At 61.7% G+C, this 26,620-nt stretch carries 22 protein-coding genes, 1 other RNA gene and 1 pseudogene; 7 read left to right on the top strand and 17 right to left on the bottom strand.

Going from position 1 to position 26,620, the window contains the following annotated elements; genetic code table 11:
• Nucleotide 1: 1 nt before the first annotated feature.
• From murD to AC02Y0_RS05650, 13 genes are all read right to left on the bottom strand, one after another.
• Nucleotides 2–1,411, bottom strand: a complete 1,410-nt coding sequence (gene murD, locus AC02Y0_RS05710; protein WP_476382945.1) for a UDP-N-acetylmuramoyl-L-alanine--D-glutamate ligase — start codon at nt 1,409–1,411, stop codon at nt 2–4.
• Nucleotides 1,412–1,418: 7 nt separating this feature from the next.
• Nucleotides 1,419–2,519 (bottom strand): phospho-N-acetylmuramoyl-pentapeptide-transferase, encoded by a 1,101-nt coding sequence (gene mraY / locus AC02Y0_RS05705; RefSeq protein WP_102022070.1) that lies wholly within the window; start codon nt 2,517–2,519, stop codon nt 1,419–1,421.
• A gap of 24 nt (nt 2,520–2,543) precedes the next feature.
• Entirely contained in the window at nt 2,544–3,977 is a 1,434-nt protein-coding gene (locus AC02Y0_RS05700) for a UDP-N-acetylmuramoylalanyl-D-glutamyl-2,6-diaminopimelate--D-alanyl-D-alanine ligase (RefSeq protein ID WP_476382944.1), read from the bottom strand.
• Nucleotides 3,974–5,428, bottom strand: a complete 1,455-nt coding sequence (locus tag AC02Y0_RS05695) for a UDP-N-acetylmuramoyl-L-alanyl-D-glutamate--2,6-diaminopimelate ligase (RefSeq protein ID WP_476382943.1) — start codon at nt 5,426–5,428, stop codon at nt 3,974–3,976. Before AC02Y0_RS05695 ends, AC02Y0_RS05700 begins: the two co-directional genes overlap by 4 nt.
• A gap of 58 nt (nt 5,429–5,486) precedes the next feature.
• Nucleotides 5,487–7,232: a peptidoglycan D,D-transpeptidase FtsI family protein gene (locus tag AC02Y0_RS05690; protein WP_102022067.1), complete on the bottom strand. Its 1,746-nt coding sequence runs from the start codon at nt 7,230–7,232 to the stop codon at nt 5,487–5,489.
• The gene (gene ftsL / locus AC02Y0_RS05685) at nt 7,232–7,600 is read right to left on the bottom strand and encodes a cell division protein FtsL (protein ID WP_476383967.1); all 369 of its coding nucleotides are present in this window, start codon (nt 7,598–7,600) and stop codon (nt 7,232–7,234) included. The genes AC02Y0_RS05690 and ftsL overlap by 1 nt, the downstream gene beginning before the upstream one ends.
• A 26-nt stretch (nt 7,601–7,626) precedes the next feature.
• A complete protein-coding gene (gene rsmH, locus AC02Y0_RS05680; RefSeq protein ID WP_476382941.1) occupies nt 7,627–8,652 on the bottom strand; it encodes a 16S rRNA (cytosine(1402)-N(4))-methyltransferase RsmH in 1,026 nt (341 codons plus the stop codon).
• A gap of 17 nt (nt 8,653–8,669) precedes the next feature.
• Nucleotides 8,670–9,107, bottom strand: a complete 438-nt coding sequence (mraZ, locus tag AC02Y0_RS05675; RefSeq protein ID WP_476382939.1) for a division/cell wall cluster transcriptional repressor MraZ — start codon at nt 9,105–9,107, stop codon at nt 8,670–8,672.
• 382 nt (nt 9,108–9,489) lie between these two features.
• An RNA gene (gene rnpB, locus AC02Y0_RS05670) (RNase P RNA component class A) lies at nt 9,490–9,888 on the bottom strand.
• Nucleotides 9,889–9,967: 79 nt separating this feature from the next.
• Complete coding sequence (locus tag AC02Y0_RS05665) at nt 9,968–11,158, bottom strand: NAD(P)/FAD-dependent oxidoreductase (protein WP_476382938.1); 1,191 nt, start codon at nt 11,156–11,158, stop codon at nt 9,968–9,970.
• 83 nt (nt 11,159–11,241) lie between these two features.
• Nucleotides 11,242–11,766, bottom strand: coding sequence for a lytic transglycosylase domain-containing protein (locus AC02Y0_RS05660; RefSeq protein ID WP_476382937.1), 525 nt, complete (start codon nt 11,764–11,766; stop codon nt 11,242–11,244).
• Nucleotides 11,767–12,024: 258 nt separating this feature from the next.
• Complete coding sequence (locus AC02Y0_RS05655; protein WP_476382936.1) at nt 12,025–12,786, bottom strand: N-acetylmuramoyl-L-alanine amidase; 762 nt, start codon at nt 12,784–12,786, stop codon at nt 12,025–12,027.
• On the bottom strand, nt 12,783–13,520 hold the full coding sequence (locus AC02Y0_RS05650; RefSeq protein ID WP_476382935.1) for a TerB family tellurite resistance protein: 738 nt from the start codon (nt 13,518–13,520) through the stop codon (nt 12,783–12,785). The genes AC02Y0_RS05655 and AC02Y0_RS05650 overlap by 4 nt, the downstream gene beginning before the upstream one ends.
• A 315-nt stretch (nt 13,521–13,835) precedes the next feature.
• On the opposite strand from AC02Y0_RS05650, the gene AC02Y0_RS05645 reads away from it, so the two are divergent.
• From AC02Y0_RS05645 to AC02Y0_RS05635, 3 genes are all read left to right on the top strand, one after another.
• The gene (locus AC02Y0_RS05645) at nt 13,836–15,050 is read left to right on the top strand and encodes a pyrophosphate--fructose-6-phosphate 1-phosphotransferase (RefSeq protein WP_476382934.1); all 1,215 of its coding nucleotides are present in this window, start codon (nt 13,836–13,838) and stop codon (nt 15,048–15,050) included.
• A gap of 46 nt (nt 15,051–15,096) precedes the next feature.
• Entirely contained in the window at nt 15,097–15,732 is a 636-nt protein-coding gene (locus tag AC02Y0_RS05640; RefSeq protein WP_476382933.1) for a LysE family translocator, read from the top strand.
• 132 nt (nt 15,733–15,864) lie between these two features.
• On the top strand, nt 15,865–16,839 hold the full coding sequence (locus AC02Y0_RS05635) for a transglycosylase SLT domain-containing protein (RefSeq protein WP_476382932.1): 975 nt from the start codon (nt 15,865–15,867) through the stop codon (nt 16,837–16,839).
• Nucleotides 16,840–16,849: 10 nt separating this feature from the next.
• Here AC02Y0_RS05635 and AC02Y0_RS05630 read toward each other — a convergent pair whose 3' ends face one another.
• Nucleotides 16,850–18,217, bottom strand: a complete 1,368-nt coding sequence (locus AC02Y0_RS05630) for a serine hydrolase domain-containing protein (protein WP_476382930.1) — start codon at nt 18,215–18,217, stop codon at nt 16,850–16,852.
• A gap of 90 nt (nt 18,218–18,307) precedes the next feature.
• Nucleotides 18,308–19,762, bottom strand: coding sequence for a putative bifunctional diguanylate cyclase/phosphodiesterase (locus tag AC02Y0_RS05625; RefSeq protein ID WP_476383966.1), 1,455 nt, complete (start codon nt 19,760–19,762; stop codon nt 18,308–18,310).
• A gap of 259 nt (nt 19,763–20,021) precedes the next feature.
• Here AC02Y0_RS05625 and AC02Y0_RS05620 point away from each other — a divergent pair.
• From AC02Y0_RS05620 to AC02Y0_RS05605, 4 genes and pseudogenes are all read left to right on the top strand, one after another.
• Nucleotides 20,022–21,272, top strand: a pseudogene (locus tag AC02Y0_RS05620) (BtaA family protein).
• The gene (locus AC02Y0_RS05615) at nt 21,269–21,949 is read left to right on the top strand and encodes a class I SAM-dependent methyltransferase (RefSeq protein WP_476382929.1); all 681 of its coding nucleotides are present in this window, start codon (nt 21,269–21,271) and stop codon (nt 21,947–21,949) included. Before AC02Y0_RS05620 ends, AC02Y0_RS05615 begins: the two are co-directional and overlap by 4 nt.
• A 127-nt stretch (nt 21,950–22,076) precedes the next feature.
• Nucleotides 22,077–22,856 carry a glycoside hydrolase family 25 protein gene (locus AC02Y0_RS05610; RefSeq protein ID WP_476382928.1) on the top strand — a complete coding sequence of 260 codons (780 nt, stop codon included), beginning with the start codon at nt 22,077–22,079 and terminating at the stop codon, nt 22,854–22,856.
• Between the two features lie 101 nt (nt 22,857–22,957).
• Nucleotides 22,958–24,142, top strand: coding sequence for a lytic murein transglycosylase (locus AC02Y0_RS05605; RefSeq protein ID WP_476382927.1), 1,185 nt, complete (start codon nt 22,958–22,960; stop codon nt 24,140–24,142).
• 523 nt (nt 24,143–24,665) lie between these two features.
• Here AC02Y0_RS05605 and metF read toward each other — a convergent pair.
• Nucleotides 24,666–25,574, bottom strand: coding sequence for a methylenetetrahydrofolate reductase [NAD(P)H] (gene metF, locus AC02Y0_RS05600; RefSeq protein WP_476382926.1), 909 nt, complete (start codon nt 25,572–25,574; stop codon nt 24,666–24,668).
• Nucleotides 25,574–26,581, bottom strand: coding sequence for an ArsR/SmtB family transcription factor (locus AC02Y0_RS05595; protein ID WP_476382924.1), 1,008 nt, complete (start codon nt 26,579–26,581; stop codon nt 25,574–25,576). The genes metF and AC02Y0_RS05595 overlap by 1 nt, the downstream gene beginning before the upstream one ends.
• Nucleotides 26,582–26,620 lie beyond the last annotated feature (39 nt).

Genomic DNA, 26,620 nt, shown 5'->3' with positions numbered 1-26,620 from the left:
CTCATTTACCTCCTGTCGGCAGGTCGATCAGCATCGTCACTCCATCGAGTTCCGCCACATGCCCCACGAAGGCGTCGCCGCGGACTTCGAAATTCTTGTACTGGTCGAAGCTTGCGCAAGCCGGTGACAGCATCACGGCAGAAGCGTCGCCATCCCGATCGGCATCGGCAGCCGCATGGGCCACGGCGCGCTCCAGCCTGTCCGAGATCTCGTAAGCCACCCGGTCACCAAGCTGCGCGGCAAAGGCCGAAGCAGCCTCACCGATCAGATAAGCTTTCACGATGCGCGGGAAGAGTGGTGCGAGGCTTGCGATGCCGCCTTCCTTGGGCAGGCCACCGGCGATCCAGTAGATCCGCTCGTAGCTGGACAGCGCAGGTGCTGCCGCATCCGCATTGGTTGCCTTGCTGTCGTTAACGAAGACCACCTGACGGCGGCGACCGACCGGCTGCATGCGATGCTTGAGGCCGGGGAAGCTCTGGAGGCCCTTGCGGATCTCGTCTTCCGATACGCCGGCTGCCAGGCAGGCGGCGATCGCGGCACAGGCATTCTGCGCATTGTGGCTGCCGCGCAGCGTCTGAATGCCGTCGAGATCGACAAGAAGCGAGGTCGCCCCCTGTTCGGCCCGAATGATCCGCGAGCCCTCGGCATAAAGGCCATCGGCAAGCGGCTGCCGCTTCGAGATCCGGATAACCTTGGTGCCGGCGCGCTCGACACGATCGCCGATCAGCTCGCAATAGCTGTCATCGATGCCGATGATCGCAGTCTTGGCTCCGGCAACCAGACGCTCTTTCACATCGGCATAATGCTGCATCGTGCCGTGGCGATCGAGGTGATCGGGCGTCAGGTTGAGCAGGATGCCAGCGGTCGGGTTAAGCGTCGGCGCAAGATCGATCTGGTAGGACGAGCATTCAACGACAAAAAACCTGCCGTCATTCGGCGGATCGAGCGTCAGCACCGCACGGCCGATATTGCCGCCAAGCTGCGTATCGCGACCGCTTGCCTGAAGGATATGGGCAATGAGAGCGGTGGTCGTCGACTTACCGTTGGTCCCGGTGATTGCGATGAACGGGCAATCCGGCGCCTGCGCCCGCCGCTCGCGCACGAAGATCTCGACATCGCCGATGATCTCCACGCCGGCATTGCGGGCAAAACCCACGGTCCAATGCGGCTTCGGATGGGTAAGCGGCACGCCGGGCGACAGCACGAAGGATGCAACCGACGACCAGTCGATCTCGCGCAAGTCCCGGGTCGGCACGCCGTCGGCCTCAGCCCGTGCAACGCTGTCCGGATTGTCGTCCCAGGCAATCACATGGGCGCCGCCGGCCTGAAGCGCCTTGGCCGTGGCGAGGCCCGAACCGCCGAGCCCGAACAGCGCGACGGTCTTGCCCTTGAAGGTGTTGGCCGCGATCATCGCCGCCTCACCGCAGCTTCAGGGTCGAGAGGCCAAGCATGGCAAGGCCCACAGCAATGATCCAGAAGCGAATGACGACCTGGCTCTCGGTCCAGCCGAGCTTTTCGAAATGGTGGTGGATCGGCGCCATCAGGAAGACGCGCTTGCCCGTCAGCTTGAAATAACCGACCTGGATGATGACCGAGAGCGTCTCCATGACGAAGAGGCCGCCGATGATCGCCATGACGATCTCGTGCTTGGTGGCGACAGCCACCGAGCCGATCAGGCCGCCGAGGGCGAGCGAACCTGTGTCACCCATGAAGATGGCAGCCGGTGGCGCATTGAACCACAGGAAGCCGAGGCCGGCCCCGATCACGGCGCCCAGCACGACGGCGAGCTCGCCCGTGCCCGGCGTGAAATTGATCTGCAGGTAATTGGAGAACACGGCATTACCGGCGAGATAGGCGATCACGCCGAAGGAGGCGGCCGCGATCATCACAGGCACGATCGCGAGGCCATCAAGGCCGTCCGTCAGGTTGACCGCATTGCCCGCACCCACGATGACGAAGCCGCCGAACAGCACGAAGAAGATCCCGAGATCGATCAGGAAATCCTTGAAGAAGGGGAAGGCGATCGAGGAGCCAAAGGTCGAGCCTTGCGGCCCGGAGCTCAAGGCGGTCGACATCATGAAATAGACGGCAATGCCGGCGATCAGGAATTCGATACCAAGGCGCGCCTTGCCGGAGAAACCCTTCTCCGTCTGCTTCGTCACTTTGAGGTAGTCGTCATAGAATCCGATGGCACCGAAGCCGAGCGTCACCAGCAGTGTTGCCACGACATAGACGTTGGAGAGATCCGCCCAGAGCAGAGACGACACAACAATCCCGGCGAGGATCATCAGGCCACCCATGGTCGGCGTTCCCGCCTTCTTGAAGTGGGTCTGCGGTCCGTCAGCCCGGATCGGCTGGCCCTTGCCCTGGCGCACACGCAGCGATGCAATCATCGCCGGGCCAAACAGGAAGACCACCAGCGCCGAGGTGAAGAGAGCTGCCCCCGTCCGGAAGGTGATGTAACGGAAGAGATTGAAAAACTGAAGGTTGTCCGACAGTTCCACAAGCCAGATCAGCATTGGAGCCCTTTCCCGAAGCCCGGATTAAAATTGGCGCTCCGTGTCGGAGAATGCTGGATGCTTGTCAAGCAGAGCCGATACGATCTTGCCGAAACCGATGCCGAGAGAAGATTTGACCATCACGACATCACCGGGGCGGACCTCTGCGGTGACGAAATTCGCGAGTTCCTCCGTGGTCTCGAGATAGACGACGTGGACCGTTTCGGGCAGCGCATCGCGCAGTGCCACCATTTCCGGTCCGGCGAGCCAGACATGTTCGATGCCGGCCGCAAGCAGCGGCCCGGCGAGGTCAGCATGCACGCTGGGGGCGAATTCGCCCATCTCCAACATGTCGCCGAGCACGGCAATCCGCCGCCCCTCGCCCGTCGGCTGGGCCGATGCAAGCACGGAGATCGCCGCGCGCATGGAGGCAGGGTTTGCATTGTAGCTTTCGTCGATCAGCGTCAGGACACCTTCCGGCATCTTCAGCTTGTGGCGCGCGCCGCGTCCCTTGACCGCCGCCAAATTGGCAAGCGCCTCGATCGCCGCATCGACATCGGCGCCAACAAGCGAAACAGCCGCAAGCACCGCCATGGCGTTCTCGGCCAGATGTCGCCCGGGCGCACCAATCGTCACTTCCCGCGTTTCGCCGCCGAACGAGACCCAAACGGTCGAAAGCTCCGCCGCACCGTCGAATTCGGCGAGCCGGAATTCAGCCTTGGCATGCTGGCCAAAGCTGTGAATATTCTCGACGCCCTGAGCAAGTGCAGCCTGTTCGAGGCGCTCGTAATACGGATTGTCGCGGTTGAGGATCGCATCGCCACCATTGACGACGCCCTCGAAGATCTCGGCCTTGGCGTCGGCGATTTCGTCGACGCTGGAGAAATTGCCGAGGTGCGCGGGCGCAATCGTCGTAATGACAGCCACATCGGGCCGCACCATGCGCGACAGCGGACCGATCTCGCCGGGATGGTTCATGCCGAGTTCGAAAACGCCGTAGCGCGTGTCGATCGGCATTCGGGCGAGCGTCAGCGGCACGCCCCAGTGATTGTTGAAGGAAGCCACGGAGGCATGCACCTTGCCCGAGGGCTCGAGCGTCATGCGCAGCATTTCCTTAGTGGTCGTCTTGCCGACGGATCCGGTCACCGCAATCACGGTCGCCGGTGTGCGGTCGCGGGCAGCCATGCCGAGTTTCTGCAGGCCGACCAGTACGTCTTCGACGACGATCATCGGAATGGTCAGCCGGCCGAGCGCCGGCAGCTTGGCTTCACTGACAACGAGCAGCGAGGCGCCATTGGCAATCGCGATGCTCGCATAATCATGGCCATCGACGCGGTCGCCCTTGATGGCGAAAAAGGCTTCGCCAGAGGTGATCGTCCGGCTGTCGATCGAAATACCGGTAATGCCTTCGGGCAGATTGCCGAAAGGCCGGCCGCCCATGGCGACGACCATTTCACGCGCGGTCCAGAGCAGGGTCAACGGTCGAACTCCTCCAAGGCTTTGCGGACTTCCTGATGGTCAGAGAACGGCAATGTCTCCGTTCCAACCGTCTGTCCTTCCTCATGCCCCTTGCCCGCCACGATCAGCGTATCTCCCGCCGACATCATAGCGACCCCAGCCCGGATCGCCTGGGCGCGATCGCCGATCTCGATACCCTTGGGCGTCGCGGCCATGATCTCGGAGCGGATGGTCGCTGGTACTTCAGAGCGAGGATTGTCGTCGGTAACGATGACGACGTCAGCGAGTCGCGAAGCGATTTCGCCCATGATCGGCCGCTTGCCCTTGTCGCGGTCACCGCCACATCCAAAGACCACGATGACGCGACCGGTGGTGAACGGGCGCACCGAGGTCAGCACGTTCTCCAGCGCCTCCGGCTTGTGCGCGTAATCGACATAAGCGAGCGCGCCTGCCTTGGTCTGTCCAACCAGTTCGAGACGCCCCGAAGCACCCTTGAGATGCTCCAGCGCCTTCAATGCGACAGCGGGTGCAACGCCGGTCGAGATTGCGAGACCGGCGGACACCAGCGCATTGGCGATCTGGAAGTCGCCCGCCAGCGGGATATGCACCTCGAAAATCTCACCGCCGTGATGCACCTCGGCCACCTGCTTGTGGCGGAAATGCTCTACGCGCTTGAGGCTCAGGAATTCGCCCTTCCGGCCAACGGTCCGCACATCGTGTCCGGCAGCTTTCGCAGCGCGGATCGCCGCGTCAGACCAAGCATCATCGGCAAAGATCACCGCCGGTGCGCCCTTCGGCAGCAGCGTATCGAACAGCCGCATCTTCGCCGCCATATAGTCTTCCATGGTCGGATGATAGTCCATGTGGTCACGGCCAAGATTGGTAAAGCCGGCAGCCGACAGCACGACGCCATCAAGGCGGCTCTGGTCGAGGCCGTGGCTCGAGGCCTCCATCGCAGCATGCGTCACGCCCTCGTCGGCGAGTTCGCCGAGCAGCGTGTGCAATGCAAGTGGGTCAGGCGTGGTCAACGAGCCGTAATCGTTCCGCGACGGAGAGATGACCCCCGTCGTGCCAATCTGCGCGGCGGCATGGCCGGCTTCAGCCCAGATCTGGCGGGTGAAGGAGGCAACCGAAGTCTTGCCGGCGGTACCGGTCACCGCAACCATGGTCTTCGGCTGCCGTCCGACAAGGCGGGCAGCCGCGAGCGCCAGGAAACGCCTGGGATTATCGACGGTGATCACGGGAACGGATGCATCGACGGAATGCGAGGCGACGATTGCAACGGCGCCTTTCTCGACGGCCTGGGCGATGAAAGCAGATCCGTCGGCCCTGGTCCCGGAGAGAGCGAAGAACACGGTGCCCGGCTCGACCTTGCGGCTATCGGCAGAGAGCCCCCGTACTTCGACGGACGCAGCGCCACCGGCTGCCACCTGATCCCCAAACTCTTCGCCAGCCAGTGCGCCCAAAAGCATTTGCAGTCCATCCTTCCGGGGCAAGTTCCGCGAATCGCCCCGCCTGTAGTCGTTCTGATCAATAAGAGACGAGCAACGCTGAGCCGTCTTCCCCGAATGTGGGTTCTACACCAAGAATTGCGGCGCTTCTGCGGATGATCTCGCCGACGATCGGTGCAGCCGTCAGACCGGCGGTCCGGCCACCGCCCTCACCCGTCTTTGGCGCGTCGATGAAGCTCAGCACTAGATACTGAGGATTTTCGATCGGGAAAGCGGCGACATAGGAGTTGAAGTTCTGGTCGTCGGAATAGCGGCCATTGACGACCTTTTCAGCCGTTCCGGTCTTGCCGCCGACATCGAAACCTTCAACGAGGGCGTACTTGCCCGAGCCGCTCTTGCCGTTCAGCCAGAACAGGTGGCGGATATCGTCACTGGTCTGCTTCTTGACCACGACCTGGGCAATGTCTTCGGCCTGTTCACGAGTGCGGGTAAGGAATGTCGGTGCGATCAGCTTGCCGCCATTGACGAGGGCTGCTGCCCCGACAGCCGTCTGCAGAGGAGTGGTCGACACACCATGGCCGAAGGAGATGGTGATCGAGTTGATCTGCTTCCACTCGCGCGGCTGCGAGGGTGCCTTAACCTCCGGCAGCTCCGTCTCCAGACGCGTGAGAAGGCCCATGCGGGTCAGGAATTCCTTGTGCCCGGCAGTACCCACGGCCTCAGCCATGCGCGCGGTGCCGATATTCGACGAATACTGGAAGATCTCCGGCACCGTCAGAACGCGGTGCTTTCCGTGAAAATCCTTGATCGTGAAGCGGCCAATTCGGATCGGATAGCGCGCGTCGAAACTGTCCTTCATCGTGACCTTGCCCGAATCGAGCGCCATGGCCGTCGTGAAGGTCTTGAAGGTCGAGCCCATTTCGAACGTGCCGTTCGTCATCCGGTTCATCCAGCCTTCCTCGGCCCCTTCCTGCGGGCGATTCGGGTCGAAATCTGGGATCGACGACATGGCAACGACTTCACCGGTATGCACGTCGAGGACGACGGCACCTGCGGCGATCGCCTCATACTTAGTCACGGCACTTACGAGTGCGTCGCGCAGGATGTTCTGCACGCGGATATCGACCGAAAGCCGTACCGGCTCCAGCGGCGCATCACTGGTCATACCGAGCGCGCGCAGATCCGCCATGCCCTGGTTGTCGATGTACTTTTCCATCCCGGCCATGCCGCGATTGTCGATATTGACGTAGCCGACGATATGCGAGGCCGTCGCCCCACCCGGATAGAAGCGGCGCTTTTCCGGACGGAAGCCGATGCCGGGAATGCCGAGCGCCAGGATCTGGCTCTGCTGCTTCGGCGTCAGCTGACGGCGCAGCCACTGGAAGCGCGAATTGGACGAAAGCTTGCGATAGGTATCCTTGACGTCCAGATCCTTGAGCACCGTGGACAGACGTTCGACAGCCTCATCGGGATCGACGATCTTATGCGGTTCGGCAAACAGCGAGACCGTGCGAATATCGGTCGCCAGGATTTCGCCGTTCCGATCGAGAATATCCGGGCGCGACGCCATCAGGCGGTCAGCGGGCAGGATGCTGGAAACGGTTTCCGGCTGGGCATGACCATATTGGACCAGGCGGCCGCCGATGATCGCATAGGCAACACAGAAGGTGGCGAACATCAGCCCGACGCGGGTCTTTGCCATCTCCGTCTTGCGTTTGCCGGTTCCCTTGAAGGTCGCACCGTTTACCACGGTACCGCCGCGCTGCACGTCGGTCGAGAAATGCGCCTGGCTCTTCAGCAGCATGATTCGCGAGAGAAATGTCATCAGCGGTCCACCGATCCTGTCGTGATGAGATCCTTGATGGGGTCGGAAGGCTCGCCTGCGCTGGCGCTCTCCGCCGCCTCTTCGCCTTCCGGCACGGGAACCTGATCCTTCGGCATGGGCAGCTCCATTGGCCGCGCGAGCTGGGTCGGCAAGGTCGGAACGAGCTGCAGTTCTGCGGCATAGGTCTGCACCAGACGCTCAAGCCGGTTTGGCTGCGTCAACAGCGCCTCGTCGGCTCTCAGCAGCTCGATCGTATCCTTCTCAAGCTTGATCTCGGCTTCGAGGCGGCGCACTTCGGCTGCCTTGTTATCCGTGTCGTGCTTGATCTGGTAAGTGACCGTCGCTGCCGCCAGCATGGCCCCGATCATCAGGAAGTCGAAGGGTCTCAGCACGGTCAGCCTCCGATCTTTTCGAGAGTGGCGAGGTCAGGCAGGTCGAAGATCGACATGTCGGCGCGCTCGGCGGGCGCCGAGCTGCGGATACCGGCACGCAGCTTCGCGGAACGAGCACGCGGATTGATCTCCGCCTCTTCCTCGGTGGCTGCGACCATGCCTTTGCCGACGGGATCGAAGGTAGCCGCCCGCGCTTCGACCATCGGAAGATGGCGCGAACCTGACGCCTTGCCGGAACGCTCAGAGAAGAACTTCTTGACGATGCGATCCTCCAGCGAATGGAAGGTCACAACAACGAGGCGACCGCCCGGCTTCAGCGCCCGCTCGGCAGCAAAAAGCGCCTGAGCAAGCTCACCAAGCTCGTCGTTCACATAGATACGCAACGCCTGGAAGACGCGGGTTGCCGGATGGATCTTGTCCTTGGCCTTGCGCGGATTGACGGTCTCGATGAGGTTGGCGAGATCGCGCGTCGTCTGAAAAGGCTCGTTTACCCGCCGCTTCTCGATGGCACGTGCGATTCGACCCGAATGCTTCTCTTCGCCGAGAAAACCGAAGATGCGGATGAGATCGGAAACCTTGGCGCGATTGACGACATCGGCGGCAGAAACGCCGGAAACCGCCATACGCATGTCGAGCGGCCCGTTGCGCTGGAACGAGAAACCGCGCTCTGCCTCGTCGATCTGCATCGAGGACACGCCGATGTCGAGGACAACACCATCCAGACCACCCTCGGGAGCGAAATCGGCGAGCTGGGAAAATTCCGTGTGATGAAGGGTGAGCCTGCCCTCGCTCGAATCGACGAGAGATTTGCCGCCGGCAATGGCGTTCGGATCGCGGTCAAGCGCGATCACGTGAGCACCCTTTGCAAGAATGGCAGAGGTATAGCCTCCAGCGCCGAAGGTTCCGTCGAGGATGACCTTGCCGGCTTCGGGCTCAAGAGCCTTCAGGACTTCGGAAAGAAGAACCGGAATGTGGCGAACCGGTCCGCCATCGGCATCGGAATTACCTTCGCCAAAGTTCGCCGCCATTCCGTTTCCCCGTCTTTCTAGGTGCGCAGGCCGCGTTGCCTGACCACCTCTCTGGCTCTCGCCTGCGCCTCGTGAAACGCCTGCGGTTGCCACACCTGAAAATGATCCGAACGACCGACGAAACAGACCTCCGAGGAAATCCCCGTGAAATCCCGGATGAAATCCGTCACCGCCAATCGCCCTTCGGCATCGAGTCGCGCGAAGACGCCGCCACCATGAAGCAGCAGCGACATCTCGTTTGCCTCCAACGCGAAGGGATCTTCGGCAGCCATCTTCCGCTCGTACCGCTCGAGCAGATCCGGACCACCAATGTTGATTGCCGGATAGACGAAATCCTGGAGACAATAAAGCTCCTGAATTTCGCGCTGCACCAGCACGGCACGAAAGGCCGCAGGGACGGAAACCCGCCCCTTCGCATCGATCCTGTTTGTCGCGTTGGACAGGAAGCGGCTCATCACTGACAACCGACCTCCCCTTGAACGTAGGGTCGATCAAAGACCCCCGAATACACATGAATACGCCAACCGCCACACCCGTGACACGACCACCCGAAGGACGAGAGGAAGCACTTGATTCACGAGACTTCGGGGATGAAACGACCCCCGCAACGGCATGCAAATGGGATACCATGGGACAATATGGGCGTCAATGGGAACGGTCGGGATGAGCCAGCTCCACGAGTCAAACATTGATAGGCGGTTAAGCTTAACGAATGGTTAGAAACCGCTGTTTTCCGACGCCTTTTCGGATCCGGTTGCCGTGAACGTGATCTGCGAGACGCAGAAGCGTTCCGCCATTGATTTCAGACGGTTCGCTCGAAAGCCCAAAAAGGGGAAATTTGCCAGTTGGCCTGTAAGCCGGGTTCTGTATGGCCCCGGTTTCCCGGAACGTGGCAGCCATTCATCTGGGACAGCGTTCGCACGCTGCCTCGCGCAACCCACCCGGATGACTGGCCCAGAAACAGGCTGTAGCAACGCTTGCGCGCCACCCGCGTCATCCCTATTCGGTCTTGCTCCCGGTGGGGTTTGCCGTGCCGTCCCTGTTGCCAGCGACGCGGTGGGCTCTTACCCCACCCTTTCACCCTGACCTCGCAAGCGAGGCGGTTTGCTTTCTGTGGCACTTTCCCTGAGGTCGCCCTCGCCGGACGTTATCCGGCACCGTGTTTCCGTGGAGCCCGGACTTTCCTCACCCTACCGCCTTTCGGCATTGGTAAAGCGCGGCTGCCCGGCCAACTGGCAAGGCGTCCTTAACCGACCCTTTGGCCGAATGCCATCGAAAAGCGAGCATGAAGGAACACTTGGGCGCTTTTGGTGAATCAGTCTCTGAAGACCGGCCGGAACACGTCGCCATAGGCCTCGTCGATGATTCGACCATGCTGGAGAAGCTCGGCACCCAGACGCCCAATCTCGTCGGAGCTCTTGGCCGCCGCGCCACAGCCGCCCGTGAGCACGGCGATATGCTCGCTCGCAAAACCGATCGACGGATAATTCTCCGGGGTGAAAGAAGTCACGCAGGCCGCCATCGAAATAGGCGCATCGGCAAGGGTCGGCACGAGGCCGGTGATGATCCGGTGCAGGTGATCGCGCGTGGTAAGCCGGCCGCCACGCCTGAACCAGGCCCGGATCTCCGGCTCCGTCTCCAAATGCAGATCGTCAGGATCCCCGCCGATCTTCAGATAGGTCTTGCCATCGGGATAGCGCACCGGCGGCAGAAGATAGATGTGGTCGATCGGATCCGCCGGCTGATGAATGAGCGACGGCATGCCGGAATAGGCGGCAAGGTCCTCGTCGGGGATCTCGAAGAAAGCGACGGTGCGCCCATAGACCTTGAGATCGATGGGACGCGGCAACAGGTTCTCATTGATCGAGAAGCCACCGGCCGCAATCAGCACGCGCTCCGCCGTATAGACGGCGCCGTCATCCGTGGTGACGATGGCAAGACCGCCCTCCTCCCGGACGGATACCGCCGTCTGACGAATCACCCTGGCGCCGGCCTTCTCCGCAAGCAGGCTCTGCGCCTCCACGAGCCGGCGCGGATTGACGTAACCCGCATTCCGCTGCTCGTAGACACCCTCGCAATCGGAGCCAAAATCGAAATAGCGGAACCGCGACTTGAGTGCCGCGTCTGACAGCATCTCGATCGAGACACCAAGCTGCGCGGCCGCGGCCTCGACCTGGCCGACATAGGGGTCGCGCCCACCGCGCTTCGGCCCGACGATCAGGCATCCGACTTCATCATAAAACGCGACGCCGCTTTGGGATGCGATGTCGCCGTAGCGCGCGATCGAGCGATTGGCGAGCCGCGCCCAGATGGGGTTCGAATCGATCGTCCGGGTGATCCGGGCCTCGTCGTAGTGGCTGGCGAAGACACCGTGATGGCGCGACCAGTCCTTCGGCTCATCGGGCCCGATGACCGCGACGCCATCTCCGGAAAGTGCCAGATACCGGGCCGCTGCAGCACCCATCATGCCTCGACCAACGACAATCGACTTGAACCGCTCAACCATGCGTCACCATCCTTACGTTGCGTGCGGTGATAGCATGACGAACCCGGCTGTCCAGCCGATTTGAAACCGGATGGCGGCGTTTTTCAATTGCCGATCAAGGCGATCACCTTGCCGCAATAGCGCTTCGAGATCGGGTTCATGCGCTTGGCGCCATGGCCAGCATTGTAGCGCAGAATGGTACCGCAGGTCTCACCGCCACCCAGTTCGTGGGCCATAGAGAGATACTTCATGCCGTAGCGGATATTGGTCTCGGGATCATAAAGCCCCTTGGTCTTGCCGCGGTAACCCATGGCCCGCGCCGTCGCCGGCTTGATCTGCATGAGCCCCACCTCGCCGGCACTTCCGCGCGCCTTGGGGTTGAAGTTGCTCTCCACGCGGACAACGGCATGGGCAAGATCAACCGGGACGCCGTAGCTCTTGGCGTATTTCGTGATGATCGCGCTGTAGGGACTTTTCGAGAAGGAAGGCGCTGCCGGATAACCGGCATCACGGGTGATCGTCTTGAGGGGCTTTTTGAAGCGGCGCTCCTCGCTGCCGGCATGCGCGGACTGGACGTTGGTCAAAAGCATTGCAATGCATGCCGCGGCAGCAACAAGTCGTCGTGTCATGAGAAGGTTCAGTCTCCAGTCGAGAACCGGCATCGGCGCGCGTCAAAGCAAACGCAGGTCATGCGTCGCGAGCCCAGGTCGGGCTGCCCGTTTCGGTTCTCTCGAGTTGATGTTTGCGCCGGGTCCTGAAGCGAACCACCCACGCCGTTCAGCCCGTCCTTTAGAGCGGCGCAATAAGGAATTCGTGTGGCGCTGCAACAAAACGGTGCTGCGGTCGTTGACCGCGGTGGCCTTTTGAACCGTGCCGAAGAGGCACGATCAGCCGAAACGCGGCAGGCTTGTCAGCAGCCGATGCAGCGTCTCGATGGTCGAGCTGTCGGCGACACCGTCAACCTTGGCTTGCCGGAAATGACGCTGGAAAGCTGCGACGACGCCCTCTGTCTGGGCGCAGAATTCACCAGAGATCTCAATGCCGTAACCATAGAGCGACAGCATCGACTGCAGGGCCTCGACCGGTTGACCTCGGTCACCCCGCTGGAAGAAGCGTCCACCTCCGATCACCGAGGGTTCAATCCAGTGTCCAACCCCTGCGCCATGCAGGCGGCCCCAGGGGAAATTTTCACCGGGATCGACCTTGCGAATGGGGGCCACATCGGAGTGCGCCAGCACGCGTTCGGGGGCAATTCCATGCCGGTTGACGCATTCGAGACACAATTCGATGAGGGATTCGATCTGCTTCTCGGGAAAGTCCGGTAGGCCGCCCGGGTGTCCGGCATTGGCGATCTCGATGCCGATCGAACGGGAATTGATATCCGTCTCGCCGCCCCAGATGCTTTTGCCCGCGTGCCAGGCGCGTCGCTCTTCCGGCACCATCTGAACCACGCGACCGTCCTCATGAACCAGATAGTGGCTGGAGACCTGGCTTTCCGGCGTACAAAGCCAAGCCTGTGCGCACTCGGCGGAAGGCATGCCCGTATAGTGCAAAAGGAGAATATCCGGCCGCTCGACGCCAACGCGTTCGCCATGATTGGGCGAAGGACAGACCTCCGCGCGCGCGAAATCCGCAGTGAACGAACTCATGCCGCCCGGCGCGCCTTCTCGATCGCCGAATACGCCTCGTTGAACTTGGCCATGCGATGGTTGGCGACGCTGTGGAATTCCGTCGGAATGCCGCGCGCATGCAGTCGGTCGGGATGATGTTCGGCCGCCAGCGCCCTGTACTTCTTGCGGATCGTCGCAAAATCGTCGGACGGCTGCACGCCGAGAACCCCGTAAGGATCGCCGTCGAGATGGATATGCCGTTCGGTGATCATCGCGAACCGTTCTTCCGAGATCGAGAAGATTTCAGCGATGCGCGACAGAAACGCGAGTTCCTTCTCATGCACGAGGCCATCGGCCTTGGCGATGTGGAACAGAGCATCGATGATGTCTTCCAGGACCGGGCAGAACTCGTCACAGGTCCGGCACATCCCGGCGAGGTTCTTCGCATAGGTCTCGAAACCGGCGACGTCCTGGCGGGCCAGATTGTACAGCCGGGCGACGTTGCGCGCTTCCTCAGGCGGAAACTCGAAAATCTTGCGGAAGGCCTCGACCTCGGCATTGGAGACGATCCCGTCTGCCTTGGCCATCTTCGCCGAGAGCGCGATGATGGCAACCGAGAAGGACACGCGCCGGCGCGTTTCCGGATCGCCTTCGAAGGCCGTGCGAATGGCCTCGACGATACTGCCGATCACATTGCCGGCGGCATCCCCGATCGCGCCCAGAAGGCGGTCCCAGAATGACGATATTTGTTCGCAGGCGAAATCGAAAATCATGAAGAAGCTTGACCAAAATTACCCAGAAAAAGCAAGGCGGACCGGCCTTTGGTGAAGATTAAAGTTTCTTCATCTTGAATATGTTTCGCTGAACGCGTCCGCTTTGGCCGATGCTGGTATCGGCCCAATCTTATCCACAGACCACGTTGCGCCACCGTCATCGATTGAATCGATTATATCCGATCAAGCGCAGCCAAGACCGGCGAAATGCCCGTTTTCCTTGATTTTTTCGCTTTACAGCTCGGCTCTGCTGTCGCATCCATTTGCCACCCGAACACCCAGCAGCCGGGCGATGAAGACGCCTGAGGAGGATCGATGGCCAAGCAGAAAGTCGCGATGTTGACCGCCGGGGGCCTCGCGCCCTGTCTCTCGTCCGCCGTCGGCGGATTGATCGAGCGCTACACCGACATCGCACCCGAAGTCGAGCTCATCGCCTACAAGTCCGGCTTCCGCGGCCTGCTGATGGACTACAAGATCGAGATCACCAAGGAGATGCGCGAAAAGGCGCATGTGCTGCATCGCTACGGCGGATCGCCGATCGGCAACAGCCGCGTGAAGCTCACAAATGTCGCAGACTGCGTGAAGCGCGGGCTCGTCAGGGAAGACCAGAACCCGCTCCGTGTCGCAGCCGAACGGCTCGCGGCTGATGGCGTGACGATCCTCCACACCATAGGCGGTGACGACACCAACACAACAGCGGCCGACCTCGCCGCCTATCTCGGCGCCAACGGCTACGACCTGACCGTTGTCGGCATGCCGAAGACCGTCGACAATGACGTCTACCCGATCAAGCAGACGCTCGGCGCCTGGACGGCCGCCGAAGTCGGCGCGCGCTTCTTCGACCATGTCTCGAACGAGCAGAGCGCCTCGCCACGCACGCTTGTGATTCACGAAGTCATGGGCCGCCACTGCGGCTGGCTGACGGCGGCGACGGCCCGCGCCTACATGCAGCGGACCAAGCATAACGAATATGTCGAAGGCTTCATGATGAACCAGGAGCTTAAGAACATCGACGGCCTCTATCTGCCGGAAACCCATTTCGACATGGAGGGGGAAGCCGCCCGCCTGAAGGAAATCATGGATCGCACCGGCTTCGTCACGCTCTTCGTGTCGGAAGGCGCCTGCATGGACGAGATCGTCGCCGATCGTGAGGCGGCCGGCGAAGAGATCAAGCGCGACGCCTTCGGACATGTGAAGCTCGACACGATCAATGTCGGCAACTGGTTCCAGAAGCACTTCGCGAAACTCCTCGATGCCGATCGCTCCATGGTGCAGAAATCGGGCTATTACGCACGCTCCGCCCCCGCAAATTATGAGGACCTGCGCCTGATCCAGAGCATGGTCGATCTCGCGGTCGAAAGCGGTCTGAACAAGGTTTCGGGGGTGACTGGTCACGATGAGGACAAGGGCGGACGCCTGCGCACCATCGAGTTCCCGCGGATCAAGGGCGGCAAGCCGTTTGACCTCGAAACGCCGTGGTTCAAAGAAGTGATGGACTATCTGGGGCAGAAGTACCGTCCGATCCATTGACCTCGCGGCGGAAAGCTGGCTTCCTCTCAACCGAGGAGTGAGTGCCATGTCCCATGTTACCTGGATCCTGTTCGCTGTCGTCGCGACCGCCTTCTTGGTCGCGCCGGACCGGTCGAAACGGCTGGTTCTCGCCTATGCCATGGCGCATGGGCGAAAGAGCGCCTTCGCCACGGTGACCGGCGTTACCCTCGGCACTGCATTGACGGCTGCCGCGGTCCTGGCAGTCTCTTTCGCTGTGATCTCGATCTCCCCTTCGGCCTTCGCTGTCCTGCAATGGATCGCGCTCGGTTGCCTCGTGCTGTTCGGCCTTGGCCTGTCGCGTGCCCCGGCCGGCAGCGAGCCGGTCGCCGACAATGACAATCTGCCGGAAGAAAAACCGCTGCGAGTCATCTCCCATTGCGTCGCGAGCGAGCTGCGCGATCCGCGAAGCGCCCTGCTCATCGCCGCACTTCTGCCGCAATTCCTAAGCCCCGCGAGCCCCTTCCTTCCGCAGGCCGCGATCCTTGGCGGCCTCCTGGTTTTCCTGTCCGCCACTACATCTCTCGTCTACGCGATGATGGCCGACAAGGTGCGAAAAACCATCAGAAAACATGTGGTTCGCCGGACAATCAACCGCTCCGGCGGCACGGTGTTGATCGCGGCAAAGGCCGTGACAGCCGGCTATCGCAAGATCGCCGCTTGAGCCACTTCGCTTGCGAAGTTCCGCCGCTTCGACCGTAAGCTTGCCGCAATCTCGGGCATAGATTAAGAATTGGAAACGAACCGCCGGGTGATTTGCTCAGGTGTTCGCGTGCATCTCGTAACGGATAGTGGCATGAACGTCAGAACTGACCGCGGCATAGCTCTCTGCATGGCTGCTTCATTGTTGGCCGGACTGGGCGGATGCACAGCGATCGATGAGAGCGTCAAGGCAGATCTCGCCTCTGCGCCGGTTGCCAATCCCAAGTCCCCGGAAATGCTCGCAGCCTCGGCTGCCGAAGCTGCCGTGAACGGCGCATCGACGACGCCAGGTGCGCCCACGATGACCCAGGCTGAACTGGCTGCCGCCAATCCAGGACCGGCGCCGATCATCCCGGGAACGGAAACGGCGGCTCCGATCCCCGCGCTCAAGGCATCCGCTCTCTCGGCGACTGCCCCCCAGACGGCTGCGACCGATGCGCTCGCCATGGTGACGGCACCTGCCACGCCGCAGACCGGTGCCCAGCAGATGGCTGCAGCAGCCGCCTCCACCGAAGCGACACTGACACCGCCAGGCGTGGCACCAGCCACGGCTACCGCAGCAACGGCCGCAGTTACGACTTCGACTGAGCAGAAGCCTGTGGTTCTCGCTTATGCCGCCCCCTTACGGGCAACAGCACTGACCAGCTTCGGCGACCCCTTTGACGTTTCTCCGCCCGGCGCACCGCCGTCGCTTGATCTCGAGCGCAAGCCTGAAACGGTTGGCCCGACGCGCCTCAACGCGCTGATCGAGAAATATTCCAGGCTTTACGAGATCCCGGTCGATCTCGTGCATCGCGTCGTCCATCGCGAGAGCCGCTACAACCCCGCCGCCTACAGCAAGGGCAATTACGGCCTGATGCAGATCCGCTACAATACCGCCAGGGCCATGGGTTATGATGGCCCGGCCGACGGACTGTTCGACGCAGAAACCAACATCAAATACGCGGTCAAGTATCTGAAGGGCGCCTGGGTCGTTGCCGACAACGATCACGACCAGGCAGTCCGCCTTTATGCACGCGGCTATTATTACGATGCCAAGCGCAAGGGCCTGCTGCACCTGACACGGTGAAACCGCACTCTCATCTTAGCGCCTCGCGAACCGCCTGAACGAGTTTTTGCGGTCTGTAGCCGACACTTCGTGGCGTGAGGCCGAGCCTCACCACCACCAGCCCCTCCGACGGGATCACGGCAATCGACTGACCGTCATGGCCGAGCATCCAGAGCGTCTCGGCGGGTAGCCCATAACTCTCGTCCTTGTCGACCGGACCGTTCTGCCAGGCCTGCCCCTGCGTATAGTCACCGCCAGAAACGGTCGTCGGCCGATTGATACGCTCGATGAAGGACGGGGCGATAACCTGTTGTTCGCCCCATTTGCCATTGTCGGCAAGAAGCAGACCGAATCGTGCCCAGTCCCGTGCCGTCGCATAAAGGTAGGAACTGCCGACAAAGGTCCCGGTTGGATCCGCCTCCAGCACGGCACTCCGCATACCGATTGGATCGAAGAGAGCACGACGCGGATAGGCCAGCGCTTCAGAGCGCTCTGAAAAGCGGGACATCCAGTAGCGCGAGATGAGCACCGTTTCCCCGGATGAGTAGTTGAAGCGTGTACCAGGAGCGGCCTCAGTGGGCAGCGACGCGACGTAGGCGCTCATGTCACCCTCAAGATAAAGCATCCGGGTGACGTCAGTGACATCACCGTAACTCTCGTTGAAGCTGATCCCGCTTTCCATGGCGAGCAGGTCGGCGAGCTTGATATCCCGCCGGGCATCGCCCGACCATTCGGGAAAGAGCTGGGCCGCCTCGAGATCCAGACGCCCCTCCCCGGCCAAAAGCCCGACCAGCGCAGCCGTGACCGTCTTGGTCATCGACCAGCCCAGCAGCGGCGTGTTCTCGTTGAACCCTGGCGCATAGGTTTCGCCAATGATGCGACCGTCCTTGACGACCACAACGGCCCGCCCCGCAGGGCCGATCAGCGCCGCATCGGCAAGAATGCTCTGAAGCCGAGGATCGCCACTCTGTACAGCCTCGCCTTCAGGCCAGGGCAGACTGAGATCGCCGGGTGCTGCCTCTGCCGGCGGGGCCGACAGTCCTTTCGCGCCCGCGATCTGCGCGTCACTGACAGACGTGCATCCCAGCCCCTGGCGATGGAGAGCCACTGACGGCGCAATCATGCCCAGCATCGACGTGCGCACGAGACCCTGCTCAAGATCCACCTCGGCTCGCACCAACCGCAACAGCGGATGCCCGGGCGCCTGCACATCGTCACGCAGCACCTCGTCGGCATCGCGACCGGCAATGAAGACGTTGGAACAGATGATCTTGGCTGCGTAACCGGTTCCGACCCGGAGCAGTTCCGGAGGAAATGCAACGACAAACCCAATGCCGACGACAACGATCGCAGCCAAGGCGACCACCAGCCGCACACCCCATTTCACCAGTCTTTGCATCTACATTCCTCCAGACCTCACCATCGAAGCAGGAAAGCATGACAGACGGAAGGTGCAGAGCGCCGCGAAGGGACGATTTCCCGCCCGCTCTTAACCGGCGGGCGCCGAACTTGCCTGCTGGATCAGGCGAGCCTGCAGATAGGCAACCACCTCTCCGCCGCCGAAGGGTTTTGAGAACAGAAACCCCTGTGCCTCTCCGATACCGAGCCGCTTGACGAAATCGAGCTGGTTCTTGGTTTCGATGCCCTCGATCGTCGTGCGGATCTGGAAGGTCTCCGAGAGCTTGTGCATGAGATCGACGAGCTTGGCTCCCTGGCTGGTTTCCAGCATCTGCCCGGCGAAAGACCGGTCGATCTTCAGTTCGTCGAGCGGGAAGAGCCGCAGATTGTTGATCGACGAGAAGCCCGTACCGAAATCATCGAGCGCGATGCGCACTCCGCTCGACCGGAGTTCGGCAAGGCTCCGGCAGACGAGATCGATATCGACGGAAAACACCGCCTCCGTCACCTCGATCGTCAGCCGCTCCGGTGCAAGCCCGGTGTCGACGAGACAATCGAGGATATGCGTGACGAAGTTGGGATCCTTGAACTGGTCGCCGGAGACGTTGACGCTGACGCCCGTCGGCTTCGGCCAGGTGACTGCTGCGGCGCAGGCCTGCTGGACCACCCATTTGCCGATGACCTGAATGCTCCCGGTCTTTTCAGCAAGCGGAATGAAAACGTCGGGTGTGATCAGACCCCGCATTGGATGGTGCCAACGCAAAAGCGCCTCCAGCGACCGAACTTCGCCATGCTCGACGCCGACGATCGGCTGGTATTCGAGATAGAATTCGCCATCGACGAAGCCACGAGACAGGTCGCGCTCGAGTTCGAGGCCATCCATCACTTCGCGGGCCAGTGCCTCGTCATAGAAGGCATGGGCCGGGCCGAAGACTTCCTTGGCACGGTAGAGTGCGAGATCGGCGCGCTGCTGAAGCGCTGCTGCATCCCGGTCCGAGGGAGAGATCACCGTCGCGCCGATGCTGACGCCCGCCATCACCCTACCATGCTCAAGCTCGAAGGGCTGGGCGAGGACATGTTCGATTTCCAGGCAGACGAATTCGGCCACCGGCCGTCGCTGCACTTGCGGCAGAAGGACAGCGAACTCATCGCCCCCCAATCGGAAGAGCTGAGCTTCTTCCCCGGCAGCATCCCGCAGCCGCTTTGCTACACCGACCAACAGCCCATCGCCCGCAGCACGACCGAGCGTGTCGTTGACATATTTGAAGCGGTCCAGATCGATCAGAAGAAGCGTTCCGCGGGGCTGGCTGCCTGGCTTGAGGACCGCCGCCAAGGCCTCGTTGAACGCTTGCCGATTGCCGAGCCCGGTCAGCCGATCGACGCGCGATGCAGCCTCAAGTTCGCCCGCTCCGCCTTCCAGGCGAAGGATGCGCTCATGCAGAAGCGCCTCCCATGCAGCGATTCGCCAACCGATCGCAGCCCCGACAACGGGCAGACCAAACGCTGCAAGCGACGACCAGTCACCGAGAAATTCTGTGGAGAGCATGCCAAAACCGCTCTGTTTGTAAGCGGTAAGCAGGATGATAGCTGGCGCAACCGCACCACCAACAAAGCCGGCAAGACCGTAACGCAGCCGTCTGCCAAGCGGGATTTCAATTAACATCATGTTAAACACCCCTAAAATAACTGAGGATAAATTGTATTAAATGCGTTGAAATTCGGTTACCGCCCTCGGGCGCGAACGTCATCAAACTGTAGCAAGCGAAAGCTACACGCCGTGAAACCCAAGAGGACGGCGGATCGACATGACAGACCTTGCACCCGATGCCGGATTTCGTGGAAACGAGAAGCTGAAAGACGCGCTTCTCCAGCATGCGGCTCTATCGCCCGCCGGCATGTCGGAGCGCCTTTTCGGCCTGCTCTTTTCCGGCCTGGTCTACGCCCAGATCTGGGAAGATCCTGAGGTCGACATGCAGGCCATGGATCTCTCTGAGGGCCACCGCCTTGTCACCATCGGCTCCGGCGGCTGCAACATGCTCGCCTATCTCGGCCGCCGTCCAGCCTCGATCGACGTGGTGGACCTGAACCCGAACCACGTGGCGCTCAATCGCTTGAAGCTTGCCGCCTTCCGCCATCTGCCGGACCATGCCTCCGTGCGGCGTCTGCTCGGCGATCAGATGGTTGCAACGAATGCCAGCCTCTACGACCGCCACATCGCGCCCAATCTTGACGCTCCAACACGGCGCTACTAGGAGACGCGCGGCATCAGCGGCCGTCGCCGCATCTCCGTCTTCAATCGCAACATCTACCGCACCGGGCTTCTCGGACGCTTCATCGCCATCGGCCATCTGATTGCCCGCAGCCACGGCGTGCGGCTTGAGGAACTGGCCGAGACTCGCTCTCTGCGCGAACAGCGCATGTTCTTCGACAGCCGTATCGCTCCGCTCTTCGACAAGCCGCTGATCCGCTGGCTCACCCGCCGCAAGAGTTCGCTCTTCGGGCTTGGCATTCCCCCGCAGCAATATGACGAACTCGCCTCGCTCGCCGACGACGGCACAATCGCACCCGTCCTGCGCCACCGCCTCGAAAAGCTCTGCTGCCACTTCCTTCTGCGCGACAACTACTTCGCCTGGCAGGCTTTCATGCGCCGCTATCCGAAGCCCGAGGAAGGCGTCCTGCCGACTTATCTTCAGGAGGCGCATTATCCGGCCATCCGCGAATCCGTCGCGAACGTCACGGTCCACCACGCCAACTTCACCGAATTGCTGGCGAAAAAGCCCGCTGGGAGCGTCGATCGCTACGTTCTTCTCGACGCCCAGGACTGGATGAACGAGCGGCAGCTGAACGAATTGTGGACAGAGATCACCAGGACCGCTGCCGACGGTGCCCGGGTCATCTTCCGGACAGCTGCCGAAGAGAGCATCCTGACCGGCAAGCTGGCACCTGCCCTGCTCGACCAGTGGCACTACCAGGTGGAGCGCTCGCAATCGCTGAACGCCCAGGATCGCTCCGCCATCTACGGCGGCTTCCACATTTATGAGAAGCGCGCGGCATGAGCGAAAGCCCGGCAATCCTGGCAGTCGATGACATCAAGGACCATGCCGACCGCATGGACCGGATGTACCGCTACCAGCGGCACATCTACGACCTCACCCGCAAATACTATCTGCTCGGCCGCGACCATATGATTGCGGGCCTGGATGTGCCGAGCGGCGGCACGCTGCTGGAAGTCGGCTGTGGCACAGGGCGCAACCTCGCCCTCGCCCGCAGGCACTTTCCGGCGGCAAACCTCTTCGGGCTTGATATCTCGGCCGAGATGCTCGCCACGGCTCAGGCGAAGCTGGCACGGGACCACACGGCACCAAGGCTGCAGGTCGCCGATGCCACGGCTTTCTCTCCGGAGGATTTCGGCCAGCCGCATTTCGACCGCGTGATGATCTCCTATGCCCTGTCGATGATCCCGGACTGGCAGGCCGCGATCGATCGGGCCATCGAGGCACTCGGGCCTGCGGGGTCACTGCACATTGTCGATTTCGGCCAGCAGGAACGCTTGCCCGCTTGGTTCCAGAAGGCGCTGCAGGCCTGGCTCGCCCGCTTCCACGTCACGCCACGTCTTGAGCTACGCCACGCGCTGGAAGAACGCGCGGAAGCCCATGGCCTGACCTTCCGCTTCGAGCCGCTCTGGCGTGGTTACGCCTGGCATGCCGTCCTGACACGTTCATCACCTCGCTGATCAGCAACATTGCATCTAACCAGATTTTAACCATGATGGGCCAAGGGTGGTGTCGGCTCTCCCCGTGTTTCGTCTTGGTCGCACCGCCTGGGGGCATATCTCTTCATTCCCAGCAGACGGACCCTCCATGCGGTGGTTATCGACACTCCTTCTTCCCCTCTGTCTCACGGTGACGGCCTGCACGTCGGGCTCCTATGACCTGATGGGCACGGCCTCCGTCTCGCCCCGCTTTCAAGACACCGACCCACAGCATTTCGACGGTAAGACACCGCATCGTCACGAGGTGCACGGCATCGACGTCTCCAAGTGGAACGGCGATGTCGATTGGCGGCAGGTGAAGAAATCAGGCGTCGCCTTCGTCTTCATCAAGGCGACGGAGGGTGGTGACATGCTGGATCCACGCTTCCATGAATACTGGCAGGGTGCCCGCGCCGCCGGCATTCCCCATGCGCCCTATCACTTCTACTATTTTTGCTCGTCTGCCGATGAACAGGCTGACTGGTTCATCCGCAACGTTCCGCGCGAAGCAAACCTTCTGCCGCCGGTGCTCGATGTCGAGTGGAACCCAACCTCCCCGACCTGCCGCCTGCGCCCGGATGCTGCCACCGTGAGATCCGAGATGCAGCGCTTCATGCAGCGCATAGAAGCCCATTACGGCAAGCGGCCGATCATCTACACCTCCGTCGACTTCCACCGGGAAAACCTGGAGGGCGCCTTCAAGGATCACCATTTCTGGGTTCGCGCGGTCGCCCAGCATCCAAGCGAAATCTATCCCGACCGCCGCTGGGCCTTCTGGCAATACACGTCGACCGGCGTCGTCCCGGGCATCCGCGGCGGCACTGATATCAATGTCTTTGCCGGCACCCAGAAGAACTGGCAGAATTGGGTCACATCCGTCTCGAAATGATCGCAAACGAGCGCTAGAGGCTCCGCAGAACCCGCCAGCAATGGCGGCACGAATGCGCGAGATTGAAGCCCTCTGCGCACCAACCCTTGAAGGACCGACTGATGAACAAAGCCCTGCGTCATGCGCTCCCCCTCGCCCTCCTCCTCGCCTCGACCGGCCTTGTGCAGGCGCAGCAATGCGGAGGCGACCTCGCAGCTTTTCTCGAAGGCGTGAAAGCCGAATCCGTGGCAGCCGGGACGCCGCCTGAAATCGCGGACAAAGCGCTGGCGGGTGCAGCCATCGACCAGAAGGTTCTCTCCCGCGATCGCTCGCAGGGCGTGTTCCGTCAGACCTTCCTCGAGTTCTCCGGCCGCACCGTCAGCCAGGGCCGCCTCGACATCGGCCGCCAGAAGATCAAGGAATACGCAGAGGTCTTCGCCCGCGCTGAGCAGGAATACGGCGTACCAGCGGGCGTGATCACGGCCTTTTGGGCCATGGAGACCGATTTCGGCGCCGTCCAAGGCGACTTCAACACCCGCAACGCCCTCGTCACCCTGGCGCACGACTGCCGCCGGCCGGAACTCTTCCGACCGCAGCTCCTCTCTCTGATCAAGATGGTCGAGCATGGCGATCTCGATCCGGCCGGCAATACCGGCGCCTGGGCCGGCGAAATCGGCCAGGTTCAGATGCTGCCCAAGGACATCATCGAATTCGGCATCGACGGTGATGGCGACGGCCATGTGAACGTCAAGCAGAGCAGCCCGGACGCCATCCTGACGGCGGCCAAGTTCATCCAGCATCTCGGCTTCAAGCGCGGTGAGCCCTGGATCCAGGAAGTAACGATCCCGGAGACCCTGCCCTTCGAAAAGTCCGGCCTCGGCGGCACGATGACGGCAGCTGAATGGTTTGCGCTCGGCGTCCAGCCGCGCGACGGCAACACCGGCTTCGGCTCCCTGCCCGCCTCTCTGGTGCTGCCGCAAGGCCGCAAAGGCCCGGCCTTCATCACCTATCCGAACTTCAACATCTATCTCGAATGGAACCAGTCCTTCATCTACACGACCTCGGCTGCCTATTTCGCCACCCGTTTCGGCGGCGCGCCGGTCTACCAGAAGGGCAATCCTGAACCGGGCCTCGACGTCGACCAGATGACGGTCCTGCAGACGAAACTTCAGGGACTGGGCCACGACGTCGGCAAGATCGACGGCATCCTCGGCGCCAGCACCCGCGTGGCGGTCCAGAAAGAGCAGCAGCGGGTCGGTCTGCCCGCAGACGGCTGGCCGACACCGGCTCTTCTCAACGCCCTCTGAGACGCGGTCAGATACGCGCCAAATTGAGAAAAAGATGGCCGGGGTGGCATCGCTGCCCCGGCTTTTTGACGTGCCGATGGCTGAGCGATGAGCCTGGGCATAAGCCCCGCAAAACCGCTTATGCACAGCCTCTCGCGCTCACGGATATTAAACTTCATTAACAGCGCGAGATCACCATCAAGCCTTTGTAATTAAATATTTATTGGTGAAATCCGGTAGGTTTTCCAATGCGAAATGCCGCATTGCAACACCGATTGGCCCTTGCACAGACACAAAACAGACATAATATCTAACGGTCAACGCAAGGAGGCACACATGGGACTGACCAATTCTATCAACGTCCTGATCGTAGGTGCAGCGTTTGTTTTCGTGGCCACGATGCTGTTCATCTGACACAGGTCGAATGAACCAAAACCCATGGCTTGGCCGAACCAGGCCGCTCCAGCATCCATAATTTCCAAAAGAGCAAGAGGCGCATGACAAGGACCGTCATGCGCCTCTTTCCATTGGTCGGCATCTGGAATCAGGCAGCGGCGCCCGAAAGGGCCTGAGCCTTCGCGGTTACGCCGAGGCGCTCGAGCGTCGCAATCGTCAGCGGCGCCCTGTTCATCGTATAGATGTGGAATTCCTCGACCCCGCGTCTCGACAGGTCGGCGATCTGCTCGGCGGTGATATCAGCGGCAATCGCTGCACGCGCCTGCGGATCGTTTTCCGTGCCCTCGAACCGCGCGTCGAGGAAGGCAGGAACGCTTGCACCGCACATCGAGGCGAAACGCTTGAGCTGGGTCAGGTTCTGGATCGGCATGATGCCGGGCACGATCGGGATCGAAATGCCTGCCGCACGAACGCGGTCCATGTAGCGTTCATAGACGTCATTATCGAAGAAGAACTGTGTGAGCGCGCGCGTGGCCCCCGCATCGACCTTCTGCTTGAGCATATCGAGGTCGACGGACTCGCTCTCGCTTTCCGGGTGACGCTCGGGATAAGCGGAGACGGAGATCTCGAAGTCCCCCATGTCGCGCAATCCAGCAACCAGATCGGCTGCATTGACGAATCCATCAGGATGCGGCGCATAACGCGTCCCGACACCGCCCTGCGGGTCGCCGCGCAGAGCGACGAAATGACGAACGCCGGCAGCCTTAAATTCCTCGACGACGGCCCGAACCTCCTCACGCGAGGCTCCGACACAGGTCAGGTGCGAAGCGGTGGCGAGCGGCGTGTCGGCAATCAGGCGCTTGACGGTCGCAAGCGTCGGCTCGCGCGTCGTGCCGCCGGCACCATAGGTCACCGAGACGAAATCCGGCTGGTAAGGCTGCAGTGCCCCAACCGTTTGCCAGAGCTGCTCTGCCATATCGGGCGACTTGGGCGGGAAAAACTCGAAGGAGACCTTGAGGTCAGAGGGCTTGGCGATCGGCCGTTCGGTCTTCGTCATTATCGGCTCCCGGTCAAGGCAAGGGGTTGGTCCTGGGGTGTGGCAGCAGCAGCGTCTCCGCGGCGGGCAAGCCAGATGGTGACTGTGAGACCGCGGCCTGCTGAACTCTGCGGCGGCAGGTCGATCACGTCTTCGACCGACAGGCCCTGCCGGCCGAGCCATTCGGCCATGACGCCATGCGAGAAGCCGAGACGGACATGGGCGTGCTCGTCGCGCAGATATTCATGGGCATGCGGGGCGAGATCGATGATCGCCAGACGGCCGCCGTCCCGCAGCATGCGCGCGGCTTCCGCCAGCGCCAGTTCCGGCTCTTCGAGGAAGTGCAGAACCTGATGGATGGTCACGAGATCGTAGTCGCCGGCATCGAGCGGCAGGTTCAGAATGTCGCCATGGCGCACGCTGGCCGACAGGATGCCTTCCTTGTCGAGATTGGAGCGGGCAACCGCCAGCATGTCACGGCTGGCATCGATGCCGATCGCCCGACGATACCGCGGTGAGAGCAATTGCAGGATGCGCCCCGTGCCGGTGCCGAGGTCCAGCATCGATTCGACGGCTTCGGTGCCAACGATCTGCAGAAGCGCGGCCTCGACATCGGCATCGTTGACATGCAGCCGGCGAAGCTCGTCCCATTCGGACGCGTTGCGGCTGAAATAGGCCTGCGCCTTCTCGGCCCTCGCCCGCTTCACGCCAGCCAGGCGATCGCGGTCACGCTGCAGAACGGGATCGCTCTCTTCGGCGGCATCGAGCAGCAGGCGAATGAGTTCGGCGCCCGCTCCGTCCTGCTTCAGACGGAAATAGGCCCAGGCACCTTCCTGGTAACGATCGATCAGATCGGCTTCCGCGAGCAATTTCAGGTGGCGCGAGATACGGGGCTGCGACTGACCGAGAATTTCGGTAAGATCCGTAACGGTCAGGTCGCCGGAAGACAGCAGCGTGAGCAGCCGCAGGCGGGTCGGCTCGCCCGCCGCCTTCAGCAAATCCACAAGAGTATCGACGCCCAGTCTCATCAGCACCACCGCAATAATGACATAAAGATATCTTTATGT

Source organism: Allorhizobium sp. nf9_anc (assembly GCF_056323085.1).
The sequence above is the reverse complement of the archived record's forward strand: the minus strand, read 5'-3'. Positions and strand labels throughout refer to the sequence as shown.